At 72.2% G+C, this 21,595-nt stretch carries 17 protein-coding genes; 5 read left to right on the top strand and 12 right to left on the bottom strand.

Translation table 11 applies throughout. The features are described from left to right. Positions 1-256 precede the first annotated feature (256 nt). The gene (locus ACGFIB_RS03850) at positions 257-1,006 is read left to right on the top strand and encodes an HNH endonuclease family protein (RefSeq protein WP_223852732.1); all 750 of its coding nucleotides are present in this window, start codon (positions 257-259) and stop codon (positions 1,004-1,006) included. A 12-nt stretch (positions 1,007-1,018) separates the two neighbouring features. On the opposite strand, the gene ACGFIB_RS03845 is transcribed toward ACGFIB_RS03850, so the two are convergent. The 11 genes from ACGFIB_RS03845 to aceB form a co-directional block, all read right to left on the bottom strand. Beyond that, positions 1,019-2,509, bottom strand: a complete 1,491-nt coding sequence (locus ACGFIB_RS03845; RefSeq protein ID WP_393368239.1) for an ArnT family glycosyltransferase — start codon at positions 2,507-2,509, stop codon at positions 1,019-1,021. Positions 2,510-2,562: 53 nt separating this feature from the next. Next, positions 2,563-4,050 carry a hypothetical protein gene (locus tag ACGFIB_RS03840; protein WP_393368237.1) on the bottom strand — a complete coding sequence of 496 codons (1,488 nt, stop codon included), beginning with the start codon at positions 4,048-4,050 and terminating at the stop codon, positions 2,563-2,565. Positions 4,051-4,195: 145 nt separating this feature from the next. Then, a complete protein-coding gene (locus tag ACGFIB_RS03835; RefSeq protein ID WP_393368235.1) occupies positions 4,196-5,242 on the bottom strand; it encodes a CU044_5270 family protein in 1,047 nt (348 codons plus the stop codon). Then, positions 5,242-5,874, bottom strand: coding sequence for an RNA polymerase sigma factor (locus tag ACGFIB_RS03830; protein ID WP_393368233.1), 633 nt, complete (start codon positions 5,872-5,874; stop codon positions 5,242-5,244). The genes ACGFIB_RS03835 and ACGFIB_RS03830 overlap by 1 nt, the downstream gene beginning before the upstream one ends. 211 nt (positions 5,875-6,085) lie before the next feature. Next, positions 6,086-8,047 carry an FHA domain-containing protein gene (locus ACGFIB_RS03825; protein ID WP_393368231.1) on the bottom strand — a complete coding sequence of 654 codons (1,962 nt, stop codon included), beginning with the start codon at positions 8,045-8,047 and terminating at the stop codon, positions 6,086-6,088. Positions 8,048-8,323: 276 nt separating this feature from the next. Then, a complete protein-coding gene (locus tag ACGFIB_RS03820) occupies positions 8,324-8,542 on the bottom strand; it encodes a DUF2277 domain-containing protein (protein WP_142568170.1) in 219 nt (72 codons plus the stop codon). Between the two features lie 29 nt (positions 8,543-8,571). Further along, positions 8,572-9,306: an IclR family transcriptional regulator gene (locus ACGFIB_RS03815; protein ID WP_229689958.1), complete on the bottom strand. Its 735-nt coding sequence runs from the start codon at positions 9,304-9,306 to the stop codon at positions 8,572-8,574. Between the two features lie 112 nt (positions 9,307-9,418). Next, positions 9,419-10,648 carry a (Fe-S)-binding protein gene (locus tag ACGFIB_RS03810; protein WP_142568171.1) on the bottom strand — a complete coding sequence of 410 codons (1,230 nt, stop codon included), beginning with the start codon at positions 10,646-10,648 and terminating at the stop codon, positions 9,419-9,421. After that, positions 10,648-12,015 carry an FAD-binding oxidoreductase gene (locus ACGFIB_RS03805; RefSeq protein WP_393368228.1) on the bottom strand — a complete coding sequence of 456 codons (1,368 nt, stop codon included), beginning with the start codon at positions 12,013-12,015 and terminating at the stop codon, positions 10,648-10,650. The genes ACGFIB_RS03810 and ACGFIB_RS03805 overlap by 1 nt, the downstream gene beginning before the upstream one ends. After that, on the bottom strand, positions 12,015-13,466 hold the full coding sequence (locus ACGFIB_RS03800; protein ID WP_393368226.1) for an FAD-linked oxidase C-terminal domain-containing protein: 1,452 nt from the start codon (positions 13,464-13,466) through the stop codon (positions 12,015-12,017). Before ACGFIB_RS03800 ends, ACGFIB_RS03805 begins: the two co-directional genes overlap by 1 nt. A gap of 24 nt (positions 13,467-13,490) precedes the next feature. Continuing rightward, complete coding sequence (gene aceB / locus ACGFIB_RS03795) at positions 13,491-15,080, bottom strand: malate synthase A (protein WP_393368224.1); 1,590 nt, start codon at positions 15,078-15,080, stop codon at positions 13,491-13,493. A gap of 146 nt (positions 15,081-15,226) precedes the next feature. Here aceB and ACGFIB_RS03790 point away from each other — a divergent pair, with 146 nt between their 5' ends. Beyond that, positions 15,227-15,907, top strand: a complete 681-nt coding sequence (locus ACGFIB_RS03790) for a DUF4097 family beta strand repeat-containing protein (protein ID WP_393368222.1) — start codon at positions 15,227-15,229, stop codon at positions 15,905-15,907. Positions 15,908-15,913: 6 nt separating this feature from the next. Here ACGFIB_RS03790 and ACGFIB_RS03785 read toward each other — a convergent pair whose 3' ends face one another. Beyond that, on the bottom strand, positions 15,914-17,266 hold the full coding sequence (locus ACGFIB_RS03785; RefSeq protein WP_142568176.1) for an FAD-binding oxidoreductase: 1,353 nt from the start codon (positions 17,264-17,266) through the stop codon (positions 15,914-15,916). Between the two features lie 333 nt (positions 17,267-17,599). Between ACGFIB_RS03785 and hflX the strand changes: the two genes are divergently transcribed. The 3 genes from hflX (at position 17,600) to ACGFIB_RS03770 (ending at position 21,581) form a co-directional block, all read left to right on the top strand. Beyond that, positions 17,600-19,003 carry a GTPase HflX gene (gene hflX, locus ACGFIB_RS03780; RefSeq protein ID WP_357246508.1) on the top strand — a complete coding sequence of 468 codons (1,404 nt, stop codon included), beginning with the start codon at positions 17,600-17,602 and terminating at the stop codon, positions 19,001-19,003. Positions 19,004-19,455: 452 nt separating this feature from the next. Then, positions 19,456-20,664, top strand: coding sequence for an imidazolonepropionase (gene hutI / locus ACGFIB_RS03775; protein ID WP_142568178.1), 1,209 nt, complete (start codon positions 19,456-19,458; stop codon positions 20,662-20,664). 62 nt (positions 20,665-20,726) lie between these two features. Continuing rightward, entirely contained in the window at positions 20,727-21,581 is an 855-nt protein-coding gene (locus ACGFIB_RS03770) for a DegV family protein (protein ID WP_393368219.1), read from the top strand. Positions 21,582-21,595: the final 14 nt, after the last annotated feature.

Raw genomic sequence — 21,595 nt, 5'->3', positions numbered from 1 at the left:
TATTTTGTGGGCCCCCCCCAACATGGGGGTGGGGCTGTAGTGGCCCCCGCCCTCACCCCCGTTTGCTAACCCCGGGGGCGGTTGACCGGCCCCGGGGGGGGGGGGGTGGGGGGGGGGGGCCCGGGGGGGCGCCCCCCGCCCCTGTCGTATGCCCAGACTCACCTGCGCGCCTCCTTTGCCATCTTTTTACACTTTGCTATATCTGAGAGGGATATTTCATGACCTAGGGGTGGCAGTGGGCGGGCGTAGTACCCGATTGATCGCCGGAATCTCGGTGGCGGTGGCCGTACTGGCGGGTTGCGGGCCGCTGCCCGAGTTGGACGGCGACCCCACGGCCGGCAAGGACGGCGGGGCGAAGAGCGACTCGGAGACGGGGCGGGGCGTCAACCCGCTCGACAACCCCGACGGCACCGGCCCCGGCCTGAAGGTGATCTCGTCGGACAAGGACCGGGCTAAGGCCCGCGATCTGATCGACAAGGTGGCGACGAAGGGCCGGGGGGCGAAGACCGGCTACGACCGTGACGAGTTCGGCTACGCCTGGGCCGACAGCGTGGACGACGTGCCGTGGGGGCGCAACGGTTGCGACACCCGCAACGACCTGCTCAAGCGGGACGGCCGCGACATCAAGTATCGAAGCGGGTCGAACTGCGTCATCGCCTCCATGACCCTGTACGACCCGTACACGGGCAAGACGATCGACTGGACCAAGTCGAAGGCGTCGGAGGTTCAGATCGACCACGTCATGCCCCTGTCGTACGACTGGCAGATGGGCGCGTCGCGGTGGAGCGAGAGCAAGCGCAAGCAGATCGCCAACGACCCGCTCAACCTGATCCCCGTGGACGGCTCCACCAACGGCTCCAAGAGCGACTCGGGCCCGGCCACCTGGCTGCCGCCCCGCCGCGACATCCGCTGCTCCTACGCCGTGCGGTTCGCCCAGGTGGCCCTCAAATACGACCTGCCGGTGACCTCCGCCGACAAGGCGGCCATGCTGGAGCAGTGCGCCTGAACGGGCGATTCGTCAGCTGATGGTGCGGAGCCCGGGCCACATCGCGGTCCACGACGACTTCAGGCCGGTGCAGACCGAGACGGCCTTGCCCTGCTCCCCGTTCGGAACGCCCAGTCCGTTGTCGATCCGGGCCACGTCGTGGCAGCCGACGAAGAACCTGCTCCAGTCGGTGGGCCGCCAGTCGCCGACGTGGACGACGACGGTGCGTTGAGCCGGTGGCGGGCCCCATGACCAGTACGAGTTGTGACCGGAGTAGACGGGGGGCAGCCCCGATCCGAGCAGGTCGAGTGCGCTCGCCTCGCTGTAGTCGTTGGTCAGGAGCACCGCTCGGGCGCGCTCGTCGGGGGGCAGGGCTGCCACCGCGCCCTTGACCGTGGAGACGAACGCCGGCCAGCCGATCTGGTTCGCGGTGTCGGGCACCGTGGCCGGAAGGGTGCCGGCGGCATAGGTGGCGACGGGCAGGACCGGCAGGGTCAGGTACGCGAGGAGCAGACCCGAGACCAAGGCGGCGACGGTGAAGATCGCCCCCTTGATGCCGGCGTGGCCGCGTACGAGCCAGCGGTCGACGACGATCGAACCGGCGGCCATGAACGCGGCTGCGGTGCCGATCGCGTAGTAGGCCTTGCCTCCGGTCGCGACGACGAGGACGAGCGCGATGGGGCCCGCGATGCCGATCGCCCGCCACGGAACGGCTTTCCTCGAACGCAGGAGCCAGACCGCTCCGGCGAGGCTCACGGCGAACAGGATCGGACCGGTGAAGAGCCAGAGCAGCGGCACGGTCTGGGCGCGGTTGTCCGCCGCGTACCCGGCGATGCGCGAGGCCATGGTGAGCTGGGGCCAGCCGTTCGTCGCCTGCCAGACGAGGTTCGGCGCCCAGAGCAGGAGAGCGATCCCGATGGCCGCCCACGGCCACGGTGAACGGACGACGTCCCAGCGCCGGGCGGCGAGAAGGCCCAGCGCCAGCCCCGCGGCCAGGAACAGCAGGGTGTCCTTGTTCTGCAGCCCTATTCCGGCGGTCAGGCCCACGGCCGGCCACAGGCGCCGGTCGGCGCCGGCGAGAAGCCGGACCGCCAGCCACAGGATGAGCGCCCAGGCGAGCAGGTCGAGACCTGTGGTGGTGTCCATGTGGCCGGCGGCGAGATAGCCGGAGACGGCGGCCGTGACGGCCGCCAGGAACTGCGCCCGCCGAGACCCGCCGAGGTCGCGTGAGATGAGCGCGACGAGGACGACGACGAGCGCCGCCTCCACGGCCGGCAGCACCCGGACCGCGGTCGGCGAGACGCCCAGCAGGCCCACCGAGGCGGCGGAGAGCAACGGGGTCAGCGGCGGCTGGTCGACGTAGCCGAAGGCGGGATGCCGGCCCGCCACGACGAAGTACATCTCGTCGCCCAGGAAGCCGTAGGCGCCTGAGAACGCCAGCAGCAGAGCGACTACCAGACCAGCCATCAGGACCACCGGCCAGGGGACGACGAAGGACCGGGTGCGCTGGGTGATGTCCGGCATTGTCACAGTGTGATCGCGCTATCGCCACGGCGCCAGGACCTAGGCCGCCCGGTTCACCGGTGGACGACCTTCTTGACCGACCGGCCGGGGAACACGACGACCAGGTGCTCCTCCACGGTCCCCTCGATGCCCCGGGCGTAGACCCGCATCCGGTAGCGTCCGGGGCCTCGCACGGCCAGGTTCGGCAGCCGCGCCGCGGCGCCCTCCTCGCCGCCGTCGGCGTAGGAGGGCACCTCCAGGCGGCCGCTGCGGCTGACCACGCCGACCTCGGCCACCTGCTCCCACCCCTTCAGCCGCAGCGGGGGAGCGGAGCCGAACGCCTTCACCGTCAGGCATATCGGCTCGTTCTCGCCGTACGTCATCACGGCCGCTGTGCCACCCCCGGCGGCGACGAATCCGTCTTCTACCGCCGCGCCGAAGACGTCCTCGCCCTCGCTGGTGTCGTCCGGGTCGTACACGCCGTAGCCTCCGCCCTCGAACAGGAAGTACGCGGCCGTGCCCTGCCGCCGGGCCCGCAGTCGCGGCCAGGGGTCCCGGCAGCGGGCGTTGGCCTCCGCGACGTAGTCCTCGTAGTCCTCCGTCTCGGCGGCCTGCCCGTTCGCCGTACGCGGCGGCTCGGGCTGCCAGCTGTACGCGGCGGGCGGGGGCGCCGCCTCCGGCGCGACGAGTGCGAGGAACGGCAGCAGGACGACCGCCAGCCGGACCGGCCGGGGCAGGCGCCGGGGCGGCCCGAGCTCCTCCGGCACGGCGCCCGGGCCGGCGAGTTCGTGGGCCGAGCGGGCGAGCCACACCACGAGGAAGACGACGAGCCCCTCTGCCGGCAGCTCCGGTGACCGGCCGAGCACCCATTCCAGGCCCGCTCCCGGGTAGGGGCTCACCAGGGTGAGACAGGCGGCGACCAGGCCGGCTCTGAGCGTCGCGCGGCTCCAGCGGCCGTCACGGCGCTGACCGGCGAGGACGAGCACCTGCCAGCCCAGCACGGACACCCAGAGGACGTAGAAGAACGTGGGCGGCGGCAGCGGGTGAATCTCGCCGTAGAACGCGGTCGCCGCGGTGGCCGCCGACGCCGCCAGGGCGGCGGCGAGGACGCACATCCGCATCCGGCGCCCGGACAGGACCAGGGCGAACGACGCGGTCTGCGCACTCCAGAGGAGCAGGGCGAGGACGACGGCGAGGTCGCCGGGCAGCAGCGCGGCGGGCAGCCGACCGGCCACGTGGAAGGCGACGGCCAGGTAGAGCGCGCGCCGCGCCCAGAGGACCCGCGCGCCGACCCGCGCTCCGCCCGGCGGAGCCGCGCGTGAGGGGAAGGCCAGGACCTGCCGGAGCATCCAGGTCTTCAGCGCGAGGATCGCGAACAGGCCCACCGCGGCCAGCACGGTGGCCGTGGACGGTTCCGTGAAGGCGTTCTCGCCGGGGGCGTGCCACAGGACGACGGTCCAGAGGGGACCGAGGTCCCCAGTGACGGCCGCGAGCACGCCCGCGACGGCCGCGGCCGCCAGATAGACCCCGGCCACGATCGGCCCCACATGCTGCCGGAACATCCTGCGCCCCTTCTCTGACAGGATGGACGATCTTAGGGCAGATCGCTCCGGCAGCGCCCGGCGTCATCCCGCGTCATCCGGCGAGCAGGTCATGCGGGTGCGCGCACTTACGGGCGACCTTCCCGGCGACCTTCCGGGCGGCCGATCAGAGGCAGCCGGCGTGGGGGTCGTCCACCTTCGGCGCGGTGTCGTCGACCGTGACCTCCAACTGGGCGGTCGAGGCCACCAGGCTGCCGGTGGGCGCCTTCGCCTCCTTCTCGTCTACGACGATGCCGCGCTCCCCGAGCAGCTCGTAGGTGGAGGGGTCGAAGATGATCTCCGCGCGCACCCCGCCGGAGACCCGGCCGACGCCGATGCCGGTCCGTCCGGCGGCGTCCTCGGCGCTCTCGTTGACCGTGACCCCGGGGATCGTGGCGGCGGCCTTGAACAGCGCCGCGCGCTGGGGCGCGGGCACGTACGTCTCCCGCAGCAGGTCGCCGACGGCCGTCCACGCCCCCGTGTCGGGCGGGGTGTCGCCGCGCGGCCGGTCGTACAGGTAGGCGCGCATCTTCTCCGGGTCGGCGGGCAGCTTCCTCAGGCTCGTGTAGGCGGTGTCCCGCACGCTGTTACAGGCCGGGAGCCGCATCCACTCGGTGCCCTTCTCCCGGTAGGCCTCCGGCGGGATCGGCCAGCCGGGGTAGGCGCGAGGTTCCAGGTTCTCGACCTTCAGCGCACCGTCCTTCGTGCCATCTGCCGACAGCCAGATCGTCCGCTTCGTCCGGTAGAGATAGCGGGACTCCTTCTTGTCCTCGCCGACCACGGTGGCCTCGTACATCGTCTGGGAGCTCACCGTGACGAACTGGTCGTCGCGCGGGGACAGGTCGGTCACCGCGCGGGCCGCCTTGCCGAGCACCTCCTCGGCCGACATGTTCGACACCTTGGGCAGCCTCACGACCCCCGCGCTCACCGCCACCGGCCGGGTCTGCGGCCCCGCCGGTGTCTGCGGTCCCGTCAGAATGGTGGTGACGGCCGCGGCCCCCGCCGCGGCGAGCAGCGCCGTCCCGCCCGCGAGCAGCAGGTACGGCCGCGGGCGCGGGCGGGCGGGACGCTTCGCCGGGTCGGTCAGCCGCCGTCGTGCGGCCGCCTTGGCCGCCAGGGAGTAGGGGGCGACGTCGGGCCGTTCCCGCGCCACCAGGTCGATCTCGTCGGTCATCACACGTTCTCCTTGGGAAGGTCGAGATGGCGGCGCAGCTTCGCGCGCACGCGGTGCAGGCGCGAGCGGACGGTGCCGATGGGGATCTTCAGCGCCTCGGCCGCCTCCTCATAGGAGAGGTCGGCCCAGGCGACCAGCAGGAGCAGCTCGCGTTCGGCGGCTGACAGCCTGGCCAGCGCGGCGGCGAGGACAGGCCGCAGGGCGGCGGCGCTCGCCCGCTCCGCTCCGCGCTCCTCCTCGTGCAGGCCGCGCTCATCGACGTCGCGCGGCGTACGGGCGAGCGCCCGCAGCCGGCGCACCTCCGACCGGCGGTGCCCGGAGATGAGGTTGCCGGCGATGCCGTACAGCCAGGGCCGGGCGTCCGGCCGCGAGGTGTCGTAGCGGTGCCGCTTGCGGAACGCCACGAGGAACGTCTCCGCCGTCACGTCGTCGGCGTGCTCGGGCCCGAGGCGGCGGCCGGCGTAGGCGTGGATCTCGTCCGCGTGCCGGTCGAAGACGCCGGCGAAGCGCTCGGGCGCGGTCAGCGACGCCTCGATCAACACGGCGTCGCTCGGCTCGGCGTCGTCCGGTCCGGCGTCGTATCGCTCGGCGCCGTCCGGTGCGGCCCGGTACGGCCCGGTGCCATACGGCACGGTTCGGGCCCCGGAGGCTGGTTCGGTACCGTCGCGGGAGCCGCCGGGTTCGTGAGCCGGGGCGACCGAGGGGAGGCGTAAGTCGCCGAAAACCGTCCTCACCACCCGTTTTGTCCGTTCATAGAGGCTATCCTTCCGGGGGCGCCGTCGCGCCCCTCGCCTCTACTCCGCCGGACGGCCCGGGCCGGTTCCGTGGTTCGCCGGAGCGGCGTCAGCCGGAGGGCGTGCCGCCGGGCGGCATGGTCTGCCCGTCCGCCTGCCGCGCGACGAGTGCCCCCTCCGCGGGGGATGCCACGGGGGACGCCACAGGGGACGCCGCGGAGACCGGCTGGTCGAAGATGTCGATGTCGACCTCCTCGCCGCCGACCGTCAGCGTCTCCCAGGCTCCGCTCGCCAGCAGGGTGCGCAGCGTCTCGCTCCGCAGTTCGTGCAGGTGCCGGATGAGGGTCGCGTCGTCGGGCATGCCGGGAACACGTGGTGACAGGCGGTCGCGGATCTGCCGCAGGCGCTCCATCAAGGCGTCGACGTCCGCTTCCCGGTCCGGGGCGGCGTGGCCCTCCTCGATGCCCTGGACGATCGTGTCCTTGATCGCCCGGGTGACTCCCTGATCGTCGACGGTCACCATGGCGTTCCACGCGCGGCTCTTGTGCCGATACTGCAGCATCGACATCGCCGCCTCGTGCCGTACGAAGTCGGCGTCGCGCAACGGCCTGCCGCGCCAATTGCGGTTGAGCGACCGGGCCAGCGAGATGGCCGACGCCAGCCCGCTGTTGAGGCCCCGCCCCGGCCAGAAGTGGATCGCGTTGGCCGCGTCGCCCAGGAGGAACCCGTACGTCCCCGGGGTGGTCGAGGTGGGGGAGTACAACCGGGCGGTGAACCGCGGCCGCTGCACCATGTCCAGCCGGAAGGCGGTGACCGCGCTCACGTCGCCGTCGGCGACGCCGAAGAGCGCGAGCCCTTCCTTAGCCCTCCTCCACAGTGCCGAACCCCTGATCAGGGCGGGCAGGAACAGCGTGTGGTGGGTTGAGCAGTGGAAGTCCCCGTCCTCGGTGCGCTCCATCAGGCAGGGACTGGAGGCGACGCACTCCTCGAACACGTGCCGGACGGGGTCGATGCCGACGACCTCCGCGGCCTCGTCGTCGGTGAGCCGCATGTTGAGGAAGCCCTCGCCGCGCAGGGAATTCAGGAGGAAGCGGTTCTGCGCCACGGTCAGCAGCACGATCGCCGGGTCAGGCAGGCTGGACTTCACCCGCAGCCCCAGCACCACGTCCTGCACGTGCCGGCCGTCGAGCGAGAAGATCGAGTCGTCGGCCCGGCCGAACCTGTCGGTGAAGTGCTCGCGGGTCCGCGAGCGCCCTCCCTCGCAGATGGCCAGCACGTGCTCCTTGGCCACGGCGTCCTGGCGCTCCGCGGCGTCGAATCTCTCGGGCACCAGGCGGATGCGGGCGGACCTCTCGTTCGCCATCTCCAGCAGGGTGTCCTCGATGTAGGCGATTCGGATGTTCCGCGGGCCGTAGCCGCGGATCGAGTCCGGACCGGCCGGCCACATCTCGCTGTAGGACCCCTCGGTGAACAGCCGCGACTGGACGTCCTCCGGGAGGTTCAGATACTGGCGGCTCTGCACCGTCACGACCTGCTGCCGCCGGTTGTTGCCCTGCGCCGCGTTTTTCCACACGATCCGCGACCCGTCCTCGGTCCAGCGGCCGTCGTAGATCGTGATGGTGACCCGTTGCCCCATGAGGTGGTCGAGGAGCAGGGCGAAGGCCAGCCCGACGGGCCCGCCGCCGGAGACGGTGACGTGCAGGACCTGCTCCGGTTCGATGTCCGGAACCGACGGGCGGAAGTGCTGCATCAGGGAGGTGTTCACGATCGTCTCGGAGTCGTCGAACGCCTCGAAGCGGAACGTCTCCCCTCCGATGGTGATCGTGTCGCCGGGCCGGAGCACATGCGTGGTGACACGCGTGCCGTTGACCAGCGTCCCGTTGCTGCTGCCCCGGTCGAGGAGCACGTAGCCCTCGGCCTCGCGGCGCACCTCCGCGTGGAAGCGCGAGGCCCTCTCACTCGTGATCACCACACTGTTGTCGCCTCTGCGACCGAAGGTGATCGGCTTGTCGTCGATCGGGAAACGCTGACCGGCAAGGGGACCTTCATGCCCGACGATCGCAGGTGGCATCGGTCCGCCCCCTTTCCCTCGAAAGCCGATGTGATCATCAATCGTGACACGCTTCCCGTCTGAGACAAAGCGTCCCAGTCAGGGCAGGCAATCACCCCTGCGCGCACCCCTGCGCGGGCGAGGCGGGCGCGGTCGCGGGCAGCGATCGCGAGGGCGGCTTGCGGGGCGGTGGGGACCTCCGTGCTGTAGCCCGGCGGGCAGCGATCGCGAGGGCGGCTTGCCGGGCGGTGGGGACCTTCGCGCCGTAGCCGCCGTCCGCCGGGGACACCCCGGGCGTTACCTGGTCGCCGGGCCGCGCACCTGGAGAGAGGCCAGCAGCGCCGTGCTGGCCTGCGCGATCTCCTCGACCGCGCGGTCGAACGCCTCCGCGTTGTGCGCGGCGGGCGCGCGGAAGCCGGAGATCTTGCGGACATACTGCAGGGCCGCCGCCCGGATGTCCTCCTCGGTCACCTCGTCGGTGAACGGCGGGCGCAGGGTCTTGATGCTTCGGCACATGACCCCATACTGGCCGATCCGCGGCGCGGTCAGGAGTGGAAGACGGCGGCGCCGAAGTCCTCGGCCACCTTGCGCAGCATCGCGGCGAGCTCCTCGCGGTCGACCGCGTCGATGCGCTCGGCCGGTCCGGACACCGACATCGCCGCGAAGGTCCGCCCGCCGTCGTGGACCGGCACGGCCATGCAGTGCACTCCGCTCTCCTCCTCGCCCAGGTCGAGCGCGTACCCCCGGGCGCGCACCCGGCCGAGCTCCTCCAGCAGCTCGCCGACCGCAGTGATCGTCCGGTCCGTACGGCGGGGCAGCCCGGTGCGCCGGAACACCGCCTCCGCGTCGTCCCGCCCGGCCAGCAGGGCCTTGCCGACGGCCGTGCTGTGCGGCAGCACCCGGCGGCCCACCTCGGCGAACATCCGCAGCCTGCGCGGCGAGGGCACCTGCGCCACATAGACGACGTAGTCGCCCTCCAGCACGGCGAGGTTGGCGGTCTCACCGGACAGCTCCACGAGCCTCGCGAGGTAGGGCTCGGCCCAGACCGCGAGCATCCGCTCGGCCGCGCCGCCGATCCGCACGAGCGCGCCGCCGAGGGCGTAACGCCGGTCGGACTCCTGCCGTACGTACCCCCGGGCCAGCAGCGTCTGTAACAGCCGGTGGATCGTCCCGTACGGCAGGCCGGTCATGGCGGCGATCTCCGACAGACCGGCCTGGCCGCCCTGCTCGGACAGTGCCTCGAGCACGTCCAGCGCCCGGTCGACGCTCTGCACGCTCACCGCGGCCTCCTCTTTGGCGGTGTCATCCGCAATGCGGGGACCGTCCCAGCATGCCGGGTTCTCGGTCGTGTCTGACAAATCAAGTCCTGCTGCGCGTGGCCCAGGCGGCGCCTCAGACACTCCCCAGCCCTCGCAGCGAGGCGTCGAGCACCTCGGCCGTGTGCGCGACCCGGATCTCCCCTTTGCCCGCCCTGCGGACGGAGGCCGCGATCTGCATCGTGCACCCCGGGTTGGCCGACACCAGCAGGTCGGCGCCGGCGGCGAGCACGCGCTCGGCCTTGCGGTCGCCCAGCTGCCGGGCCGCCTCGGGCTGGAAGAGGTTGTAGGTGCCCGCGGACCCACAGCAGACGGCGGACTCCCCGATCTCCCGCAGCTCCAGCCCCGGGATCGCGCGCAGCAGCTCGCGCGGCTGGGCGCGCACTCCCTGGGCGTGGGCCAGGTGGCAGGCGTCGTGGTAGGCGATCGTGACCGGCAGCGGGTGGCGCCCGGCGACAGGTCCCAGCTCGATCAGGAACTCCGCGAGGTCGCGGGTCCGCAGCGCCCGCGCGCGGGCCGCCCAGCCAGGCTCGTCGGCCAGCACCTCCGCGTAGTCCTTCATGCTCGATCCGCAGCCCGCCGCGTTCACCACCACGGCGTCCACCCCGGCCCGCTCGAAGACGGCGATCGTGCGGCGGGCGAACCTGCGCGCCTCGGCCTCGCGGCCCGAGTGCAGCGACAGCGCCCCGCAGCAGCCCTGCCGGGGCGGGATCACCACGTCGCAGCCCTCCAGCGCGAGCACCCGGGCCGTCGCCGCGTTGACCTGCGGGAAGAACTCACCCTGCACGCAGCCGGTGAGCAGCCCGACGCGCGCCCTGCGGCGTCGCCGCGCCCGCACCAGCGGCGGCAGCCGTACGGGCCGGGGGGCGTCGGGCGCCAGTTCGGCCATCGCGCCGAGAGAGGGGTGCACCTGCTCCAGGAACGGCTGCAGGCGCCTGCTCAGCCGCATGGGCAGTCGCATCGCCCGCAGCCTGCGCCGGTAGGGGAACAGCGCGAACACCAGCGCCCGGATCGCGCGCTCGTCCGGGCGGCGCACGTGCTCGCGCTCAACGACCGCGCGGGTCTGCTCGATCAGGCGGTCGTACCGCACGCCCGACGGGCACGCGGTGACACACGCCATGCAGCCCAGGCAGGCGTCGAAGTGGCCGGCCATCGCGTCGGTGAGCGGCGTGCCCTCGACGTGCTGGCCCATGAGGTGGATGCGCCCGCGCGGGGAGTCCATCTCCTCGCCCCACAGCACGTACGTCGGGCAGGTGGGCAGGCAGAACCCGCAGTGCACGCAGTCCTTGATCAGCTCGGGGTCCATCAGATGCCTCCCAGGAAGCGGCCGGGGGACAGCCGGCGATCGGGGTCGAACCGCTCCTTGACCCGGCGCATCAGCGGCAGCGCGCCGACGTGTCCCCACCGGTCGAGGCGGCGTGCGGCCTCCTGGGGCGCGGCGAGCACGACCACCCGGCCGTCACCGTCCGTCTCCATGTGGGCCCGCAGCCCGCCCGTGAAGGCGGCGACCCGGCGGGGCTCGGTGTCCGGCGGCAGGGCGACGTGGAAGACGTGCGAGGCCAGGGAGCCGCGCACCGCCGCGCGCACGCCCGCCTCACGGGCCGCCGTCAAGGGACCGACGAAGCTGCCGGCCAGGCGGGAGGGGATGTTCCTGACCTCCAGCAGGATCTCCCCGCCGTCGCCCTCGCCCAGGGGGCCGGGCGGCCCGTCCGGTGCCGGGGGCTCGGGCAGGCGTCCCCACCACGGCGGCGGCTCCTCGGTCACCTGCGCGTCGCTCAGCGCGCCGCCGATGAGGGCGCACAGGGCCTTAGCGCGCTCGGCCGCGGCGGCGCCCTCGACCAGGACCGCGACCGTGCAGGGCCCCTCCGCGTCGGGCCAGTCCATCTCCACGGCGCTCGGCTCCAACGGCGACTCGGTGACGGCCGGGATCACCGCACTCAGGGACGCCGCGACGTCCGTGGAGGTGGTGTCCAGCGTCCTGCCCTCGTACACGTAGGGCTCGACGGTCTCGGTCACCGGACGCTCGACGGTCGCCGTCACCCAGGCGCGGGCGGCGGGCAGGGGATGGAGGCGGAACGTCGCGTCCGCGATGATCCCGAGCGTGCCGTACGAGCCGGTGAACAGCTTGCCGAGGTCATATCCGGCGACGTTCTTGACGACCTTCCCGCCCGACTTGGCGATCGTGCCGTCGGCGAGCACGACCGTGACGCCGATGAGCAGGTCGCGGGCCGTGCCGTGGCGGAACCTGCGCGGCCCGGCGATGCCGGTGGCCAGCAGCCCGCCGACCGTCGTGCCCGGCACCGGCACGTCGAGCGCGAGCTCCTGACCTCCCTCGGCCAGAGCGCGCGCCAGCGCCTCCACGGTCACCCCGGCCTGCGCCCGGACGACCAGGTCGCCCGCCGCGTGCTCCGGCGGCCGGTTCATGCAGCACAGGTCGACGAGCACGTCGCAGCGGTCGGGCGGTGCGCCCCAGTGCAGCTTGGTCCCGCCGCCCGTCGCGACGGCGGCCAGGTCGTGCGCCGCGCACACCCGCATCACGGCCGCGATCTCCTCGGCCGACTCGGGCAGCGCCACCCAGCGCGGCCGCACGCCCGCGACCTCGTCCCCGTCGCCGGCCGCGCGCACGGCCACACCGGCCGCCTCCAGAGCGTCCCCGACGTCCCGCGCGGCCATCAGAACTGCTCCGCGAGACCGGCCTCGACCAGGGGATGGGCGCCCCTGCGCACTCCCGGCACCTCGCCGCACAGGCGGGGGGTGGGGAAGACCTTGCCCGGGTTGGCCAGCCCCCGGGGATCGAACGCGCACCGCACGAGTTGCATGGTGTCGAGGTCGTCCTCGGTGAACATCCGGGGCATGTAGCGGGCCTTGTCCACGCCGACGCCGTGCTCCCCGGTGATCGACCCGCCGTGCTCGACGCACAGGTCGAGGATGCGCCCGCTGACTGCCTCGGCGCGCTCGGCCTCGCCGGGCACCGAGTCGTCGAACAGCACGAGGGGGTGGAGGTTGCCGTCGCCCGCGTGGAAGACGTTGGCCACGCGGATGCCGTACTCCTCCTGCAAGAGGTCGATCCCCGCGAGCACACGCGGCAGCGCGGTCCGCGGCACCACGCCGTCCTGCACGATGTACGCCGGGCTGATCCGGCCCACCGCCGCGAACGCCGACTTGCGGCCCTTCCAGATGGCCGCCCGCTCCTCCGCGGAGGCGGCCACCCGGATCTCGAAGGCGCCGTTGTCGCGGCAGATGCGCTCCACGGCCGTGAACTGGTGCTCCACCTCGGCATGCGGGCCGTCCAGCTCCACCACCAGCACGGCTCCCGCACCGGCGGGGTAGCGGCAGTGCACGGCGGCCTCGGCCGCCTCGATCGCCAGCGCGTCCATCATCTCGATGGCGGCGGGCACGACGCCCGCCGCGATGATCGCCGACACGGCGCGGCCGCCGGCCTCGATGCCGGTGAAGGCGGCGAGCAGGGTCGTGACCGCCTCCGGCGCCCGCGACAGCCGTACGGTGATCTTGGTGGCGATGCCGAGCGTGCCCTCGGAGCCGATGAACGCGCCGAGCAGGTCGTAGCCGGGGTCCTGAGCGGACAGCTCCACGATCTCCCCGTCCGGCGTGACGATCTCGGCGGCGAGCACGTGGTTGACCGTGAAGCCGTACTTGAGGCAGTGCGCGCCGCCCGAGTTCTCCGCCACGTTGCCGCCGATCGAGCAGACCTGCTGGCTGGAGGGGTCGGGGGCGTAGTAGTACCCCCGGTCGCGGACCGCCTCGGTGATCGCCAGGTTCGTCACCCCGGGCTCGACCACGGCCCGGCGGTTCGGGATGTCGATCTCCAGGATCCGCCGCATGCGGGAGGTGACGATCAGCACGCCGTCCGTGCGGGGCAGGGCGCCGCCCGACAGGCCGGTGCCCGCTCCGCGGGCGACGAAGGGCACGCCGTGCTCGCCGCACAGCCGCACCACCGCGGCGACCTGCTCGGCCGTCTCGGGCAGCACGACCACACCGGGGGTCGCCCGGTGGTGGGTCAGCCCGTCGCACTCGTAGGTGCGCAGCCGTACGGGATCGGTGAGGACGGCGTCCGGCGGGAGCGCGGCCGTCAGCCGTTCCGTCAGCCGTTCGAGCTCGGACATCGGCTCCCGTTTCCCCTCACATCGTCACGGCATCCGCTCGTAGGCAGGAAGCGTGAGGAACTCCGCGAAGTCGTCGTCAAGGGCGACCTCCTTGAACAGCGCCGTTGCCTGCGCGTAGAGCTTCTCGTCGTAGCCCGGCCCGGCGGCGATCCCGGCGAGCTCCTCCTCGATGATCCGCTCGACGAGCTCCCGTGTCACCACCGCGCCGGTGTCGGCCAGCGCGATGTCGTTGTGGATCCACTGCCAGACCTGCGATCGGGAGATCTCCGCCGTCGCGGCGTCCTCCATCAGGTTGTGGATCGCCGCGGCGCCGTTGCCGCCCATCCAGGCCGCCAGGTAGCGCAGGCCGACGTCCACGTTGCCGCGCAGCCCGGCCTCGGTGATCTCGCCGGGGGTCTTGGACACCGCCAGCAGGTCCTCGGCCGTGACGTGGACGTCCTCGCGCCGCCGGTCGAGCTGGTTGGGCCGGTCGCCGAGCACGCCGTCGAACACCTCGCGGCAGATCGGCACGAGGTCGGGGTGGGCCACCCACGAGCCGTCGAAGCCGTCGCCCGACTCGCGGGTCTTGTCGGCCCGCACCTTCTCCAGCGCGACCTTGTTGACCTCGGGATCGCGGCGGGAGGGGATGAAGGCCGCCATGCCGCCGATCGCGTGCGCGCCGCGCTTGTGGCAGGTGCGCACGAGCAGTTCGGTGTAGGCCCGCATGAACGGCGCGGTCATCGTCACCGCGTTGCGCTCGGGCAGCAGGAACTCCCGCCCCCGGGTCCGGAACTTCTTGATGACGCTGAACAGGTAGTCCCAGCGGCCGGCGTTGAGCCCCGCGGAGTGCTCGCGCAGCTCGTAGAGGATCTCCTCCATCTCGAACGCGGCAGGGTAGGTCTCGATCAGCACGGTCGCCCGGATCGTCCCCCGGGGGATGCCGAGCAACTCCTGGGCCCGGAGGAACACGTCGTTCCAGAGCCGCGCCTCCAGGTGCGACTCCATCTTCGGCAGGTAGAAGTACGGCCCGCGGCCCTTGGCGATCTGCCGCTGGGCGCAGTGGAAGAAGTAGAGGCCGAAGTCGAGCAGCGACCCGGACATCCGCGCGCCGTCCACCAGGACGTGCTTTTCCGGCAGGTGCCAGCCGCGCGGGCGGACCACGACCGTGGCCAGCTCCCCGTCCGGGCGCAGCGCGTACGTCTTGCCGCCCGACTCGAAGTCGATCGTGCGGTCGAGGGCGTCGCGCAGGTTGAGCTGCCCGTTGATCGTGTTCTCCCAGGTCGGGGAGTTGGCGTCCTCGAAGTCGGCCAGCCAGACCTTGGCGCCGGAGTTGAGCGCGTTGATCGTCATCTTGCGGTCGACCGGCCCGGTGATCTCGACCCGGCGGTCCTCCAGCCCCGGAGCGGGCGGGGCGACCCGCCACTCGGACTCGCGGACATGGGCGGTCCCGGGAAGGAAATCGAGCGTGCCGCCCGCGGACAGCTCCTCCTGCCGCGCCTGACGCGCGGCGAGCAGCTCCCTGCGCCTGGGGTCGAACTCGCGCTGCAAGGTGGCCACGAAGCCGAGGGCCTCGGGAGTGAGGATCTCGTCGAACCGGTCCAGCAGGGGGCCTGTGATCTCGACGCCTTCCGTCATTTTCCACCTTCCGGAAAAATAGTTCTGAATGATGGAATCGACGCTACTTCAGGAGACGGCTGAGGGTCAACGCAAGGGGTTCCTCAGGGGATGGTCCGGGGATTCCCCGATGGGAGACGCCGCACGCATGGCCGAAGATCGAGGACATGAGACACAAGACGATGGCCATTGCGGGGGCCGTCCTGGGAATGAGCCTCGTCGCGACGGCATGCGACGTGCCATTTGGCTTCGGCGAGCAGCAGGCCGTGGAGTCCTACGACGTGACGGACAAGGTGGCCGTCCTCGACGCCCGCACCGGCTCGGGCGACGTCGTGGTGCGCGAGGGCGACAGGTCCGGCGTCCACGTCACCGAGACCCTGCACTGGCGCGGGGACAAGCCCGCGGACGGCCATTCCGTCGACGGGGACACGCTCACGCTGAAGTACAAGTGCGACAACTGCTCGGTGGACTACGAGGTGGAGGTGCCGCGCGGTCTCACCATGAAGATCGACAGTGGGTCGGGAGACATCACGCTGCGCGACCTGACCGGCCAGGTGAACGCCTCCACCGGCTCGGGCGACGTCGAGGCGCGGGGCCTCGCCGCCGCGCAGGTCAACACCCGGACGGGCTCGGGGGACATCACACTCAGGTTCTCGGCCGTCCCCGCGGACGTGCAGGCCGTGACCGGATCGGGCGACGGCCGGCTCTGGGTGCCTAACGGCACCTACAAGGTCAACGTGTCGTCGGGGAGCGGCGACCGCACGGTCGAGGTGGCGGGCGACGCCTCGGCGCCGAACGCGATCACGGTCAGGACCGGATCGGGCGACGCCGAGGTGCACAAGCTGTGATCGCCGTCAGGCGAGCACCGGCCGGCCGGCGCGGAAGACGCCGTCGGGGTCGCGGCGGCGCTTGATCTCACGCAGCCGGGCCAGCGTCTCCGCGTCGAACGCGGAGGCGGCCTTCTCGTCGCCGTTCAGGTAGGTGAACGGCTTGCGGCCGGTCGTGTGCGGCGCCAGCGCCCCGGCGATCTGCGCCAGCCGCGCGGTGACCGCCTGCCCGCCCTCCGGCGACATCACCGGCCCGACCATGCTCAGCAGGTACGGCTCGGCGACGTGCCCGCACGCCCCGCCGCCGTCGGCGGGCCGGCTCAGCGCGCCGCCCAGGTGGCGCACCTGCACCGTGCCCAGGGGAGCGACGTCGCCCGCGGCCGCGAGCAGGTCGTCCGCCACGGCGTCGCCGAGCCCGGTCAGCAGTTCGGCGCGGCCCGCGCCGGGCACCGGCTGCGTCGGCTCGGCGCAGATGCCGCCCAGGGCGTCCAGCGGCATCGCCGCGCGGCTGTCGCGCAGCAGGCCGGGAATGTCCTCGAACCGCCGCAGCAGGTCACACCCCTCCTCCTCGCCGCCCAGGAACGTCGAGTCCACCGCGACCGCGGCGAGCCCGCGCAGCGGCTCGGGCACCTGGGGCGCCGGCGGGAACTTCACCATCGCGAACCAGGCGGTCAACTCCACGGGCGCCGCCGCGGTCACCTCCCGGTAGGCCGCGAGCACCTCGGGCGCCCGGTCGGCGGGCCACAGCATGCGCCCGCCGTACAGCAGCGGCGCCGGGTGCAGGTCGATCTCCATCGCGGTCACCAGCGCGAAGTCCCCTCCGCCGCCGCGCAGCGCCCAGAACAGATCGGGGTCGGAGCCGGCCGTCACGCGGGCCTGCGAGCCGTCGGCGCCGACCACCTCGAAGGCGCGTACGCCGCCGGCCGCCCAGCCGTGCCTGCGGGCGAACCACCCGAGCCCGCCACCGAGGGTGTAGCCGGTGACGCTGACGACGGGAGAGCTGCCGGGCAGGCCGGTCAGCCCGTGCTTGCCGGTCGCGGTCAGCAACTCGCCCCACCGCACGCCGGCCTCGACGCGGGCCGTGCGCCGCTCCGGCAGGACCTCCATGCCGCGCAACCGTCCGGTGCGCAGCAGGATCGTCCCGTCGAGGTGGGTCGTGGCGCCGTGCCCGCTCGGCTGCACCGCGACGGCGAGGCCGGCCAGCCTCGCGCAGCGGACCGCGGCGGCGGCGTCGGCCGCGTCCTCGACCTCCACGACCGCGGCCACCCGCTGGTCGACCGCTCGGTTCCACGGCAGTCGCGCGGCCTCGAATCCGTCGTCGCCGGGGACGAGGACCTGCCCGCGTACCGCACGGCGAAGGTCGGTTCCCAGGGTTGTCACGCTCTCCTCCTGCTGCGTCCGGCGGCGCCGGTCGGCCCCGCTCGTGATCAACCCTGCTACATCCCGTTTGCCGGTGATTGGCAATCAGCTCGGAATCGTCTGGTCTTTCGGCAGGAATCCGGTTTCCCTCGGCATGATCGCCATCCGCACCCGCCGCGGCGGGCGCCATGAGAACCGGGCCTATGGATCTGTGTCCGTGAGAACTGTGTTCATGGGATCTGGGCACATAAGGGAGTGCGCACGTCCCGGGGGCGTGTCACCATCGACGGAAGGCACCCGGGGCCGGGAAGGCATCGCGGTGTCCGACTGTTCTGTCTAGTAGAGATGACATATATGCGAAACGAGCCCGAAGACCTCGCCGTGGGCGATTACGAACTGGAAGAGCGCCAGGCGCTCCGCCGCGTAGCGGGTCTGTCGACAGAGCTCGAAGACATCACCGAAGTCGAGTACCGGCAGCTCCGGCTGGAGCGCGTCGTCCTTGTCGGCGTCTGGGCGGGCGGCACGGCCCTGGACGCGGAGAACTCGCTGCAGGAGCTGAAGCTGCTGGCCGAAACCGCCGGATCGCAGGTGCTGGAGGGTCTTATCCAGCGGCGCGACCGGCCCGACACCGCCACCTACATCGGATCGGGCAAGGCGATCGAGCTGCGGGACATCGTGGCCGCCGTCGGCGCCGACACCGTGATCTGCGACGGCGAGCTGACGCCCGGTCAGCTCCGCCAGCTCGAAGAGGTCGTGAAGGTCAAGGTCATCGACCGGACCGCGCTGATCCTCGACATCTTCGCGCAGCACGCCAAGAGCCGCGAGGGCAAGGCGCAGGTCGAGCTGGCGCAGCTGCAGTATCTGCTGCCGCGTCTGCGAGGCTGGGGTGGCAATCTGTCCCGCCAGGTCGGCGGTCGTGCCGCCGGCGGCGTCGGCATCGGCGGCCGCGGCCCCGGTGAGACCAAGATCGAGCTGGACCGGCGCCGGATCCGCGAGCGGATGGCCAAGCTGCGGCGGCAGATCAAGGAGATGTCGACCGCACGGCAGACCATGCGGCACCGGCGGCAGGCCCGCGAGGTGCCGGCCGTGGCGATCGCCGGCTACACCAACGCCGGCAAGTCGTCGCTGCTCAACCGGCTGACCGGCGCGGGCGTGCTGGTCGAGGACGCGCTGTTCGCGACCCTCGACCCCACCGTGCGCAAGGCCCGCACGTCCGAGGGCCGCCTGTTCACGCTGGCCGACACGGTCGGTTTCGTCCGGCACCTGCCCCACCAGCTCGTCGAGGCGTTCCGCTCGACGCTGGAGGAGGTGGCGGACGCCGACCTGATCCTCCACGTCGTGGACGGGTCGCATCCCGATCCCGAGTCGCAGATCGCGGCCGTGCGCGAGGTGCTGGCCGAGATCGAGGGCGCGCGGGACATCCCGGAGATCGTGGTCGTCAACAAGGCCGACGCCGCCGATCCCGTCGTGCTGACCCGGCTGACGATGAAGGAGCGGCACAGCATCGTCGTCTCCGCCCGCACCGGGGCCGGGATCGGCGAGCTGATGTCCGTGATCGAGCGGGAGCTGCCCCGCCTCGACCACGAGATCAGGCTGCTGGTGCCGTACGACAGGGGTGACCTGATCGCGCGGGCGCACAACGAGGGCGAGGTCCTGTCGCTGGAGCACACCGGCGACGGCACGATCCTGCACGCCCGGGTCTTCGCCGACCTGTACGCGGAGCTGGATCGGGTGGCCAAACCCGTCGAGACCGTCTGACGCCTCTAACACAGGCGGGCCACCCGGCGTGTCGGTGGCCCGCCAGCTGTTGCCCTTGCTATGATAAGGAAAGCCTAATGGGACCTTATGGCGTGGGTAACAACATGACACCAGGCAGTGCGGTCACCCTTTCCAAGGCGTTCGCGGACATGGGATCGGTCTTGTCGATCCTGATCTCGCCGCAGCGTGTGAGACTCCTGATGCGCGGCGATGCGCATGAGACCGGCGTACGTTTCTGTCGCTAACCCTGTACATCAAGCCCACCTGTGAAATACCGTAACTGAACTGAATCGCCCGGGTTCGAGACCCCGGCGGTAGGGTCATCGCACAACATCGGTGCGCGATGAGGCAGGAGACCCCCCAATGACGTCCGGACGCGAAGCGGACCCGGCGGGCCTGGCGCCCGCAGGTGGGGACCGTTCGGCGTTCCGGGGTGTTAGGCAGGTGATCGGATGACCGTTCGCCTTCTCACGAACATCGGTCGGCTCTGGACCGGGCACGACGTGTGCAGCAATGCCGCGATCCTGGTGCACAACGACCGGATCGCGTGGGTCGGCCGCGCGGCCGACCTCCCACAGAGCGTTCCCGGTGTCGTGGACGACATCGTCGACGTCGACCACGTGGAGAACCTCGGCGGCGCGCTCGTCACGCCCGGGCTCATCGACGCGCACACCCACCCTGTGTACGCCGGCAACCGCTACGCCGAGATGGCCATGCGTTCCGGCGGGTCCAGCTCCTCGGCCATCGCGGCGGCGGGCGGCGGCATCGGCTCGACCGTCACCGTCACGCGCGGCACCGACCCCTGGACGCTGTGCAACGGGGTCCGCGAGCGGCTGCGCGAGTGGCTGCTCGGCGGCACCACGACCGTCGAGGCGAAGACCGGCTACCACCTGACCCGCGACGGCGAGCTGGCCGACGTGCGGCTGCTGCGCGAGCTCGAGAAAGAGCCGATGATGCCGCGGGTCCACGTCACGTTCCTGGCCGCCCACGTGGTGCCGCCGGAATACTTCGGCCGCCAGCGCGACTACGTCGAGGCCGTGGCCTCATGGTGCGCGGACGCCGCCGGCGCCGGAGCCGACAGCGTGGACGTCTACTGCGACGACGGTCACTTCACCGCCGAGGAGGCCCGCTGGGTGCTGGCCTCCGGCCGCAACGTCGGCCTGCTGCCGCGCATCCACGCCGGCGCCTACAACCGGCGCGGCGCCGTCCAGCTCGCGGCCGAGATGGGCTGCGCCTCCGCCGACCTGCTCCACCACGCCTCGGACGAGGACGTCGCCCTGATGGCGAGGTACGGCGTGCCCGCCGTCGTCTGCCCGGGCGCGGCCCTGCAGGTGGGCCACCTCCCGCCGGTGCGCCGGATGCTGGCCCAGGGCGTCCCGATCGCGCTCGGCAGCGACCACAACCCCGGCCACTGCGGCATCACGTCGATGTCCCTGGTCATCAGCCTCGCGGTGGCGGCGTTCGGGATGAGCGTCGGAGACGCCCTGCGGGCCGCCACGCTGGGCGGCGCCCAGGTCCTCGGCGCTCCCGACCGCGGCATCCTCGCCCCCGGCCGTCTCGCCGACATCGTCCAGTGGGACGCCGACCACGAGGGTGCGTTCGCCTGGTCGTTCGGCCTCAAGCCGCGTCGCGTCTGGCGGGGCGGCGTACCGGTCCAGTGACCGTGTGCCCTGAACGTTCACGAAGGGGTTGCCAGGTGATCGTCCGGGGGTAATCTCGCGATATGTCACCACCTGTCGCTGTCGTCACTGATTCCACGGCGTACCTGGGCGCCGAGGCGACCGGCAGATGGAACATCACCGTCGTGCCGATTCGGGTGATCCTGGGCGATCGCGAGATCGACGACGTGACCCCGTTCGACGCCGGTCTTCTCGCGCACGCCCTCAAGGGCCGCTCACCGATCCTCACCTCGCGCCCGGCCCCCGAGCGCTTCGCCGACGCCTACCGGCGGGCCGCCGAGAACGGCGCCGCCGCGATCGTCTCCGTCCATCTGTCCGGGGCGCTGTCCGGCACCGTGGACTCCGCGCGACTCGCCGCGGGTGAAGCCCCCGTGCCGGTCGAGGTCGTCGACAGCGGGTCGATCGCCATGGGCCTGGGTTTTGCGGTGCTGGACGCCGCGCGGGCGGCCGCGGAGGGAGCCCCGGCCGCCGAGGTGGCCGGCGTGGCCCGGCGGCGGGCCGCTGCCGCGAGCACGTTCTTCTACGTCGAGACGCTCGACTACCTGCGGTACGGCGGCCGCATCGGCCGGGTGACCAACCTCCTGGGCTCGGCGCTGTCGATCAAACCGCTGCTGCGCATGGCCGATGGTGAGATCGGTGTTCTGGAGAAGGTTCGCACCGGGAGCCGTGCCCTCGCCCGCCTGGAGGATCTGGCCGTCGACGTGGCCGGGGACCGGCCGGTCGATGTGGCCGTGCAGCACCTGATGGCGGCCGAGCGAGCTGAGGCGCTCACCAAGGGCCTGACGGCACGGCTGCCCAGGCTTGTGCGGATGTGGGTGGCCGAGGTCGGGCCTGTCCTCGGCGCCCACGTCGGCCCCGGCATGCTCGGCGTCACCGTCGCTCCCGCCACTGTGAACTGAGCGTCCGGGGTTCG

It is taken from the genome of Microbispora bryophytorum (assembly GCF_043197435.1).
Taxonomy (GTDB): domain Bacteria; phylum Actinomycetota; class Actinomycetes; order Streptosporangiales; family Streptosporangiaceae; genus Microbispora; species Microbispora bryophytorum.
Note: the sequence above shows the minus strand (reverse complement) of the source record. Positions and strands in the feature narration are given on the sequence as shown.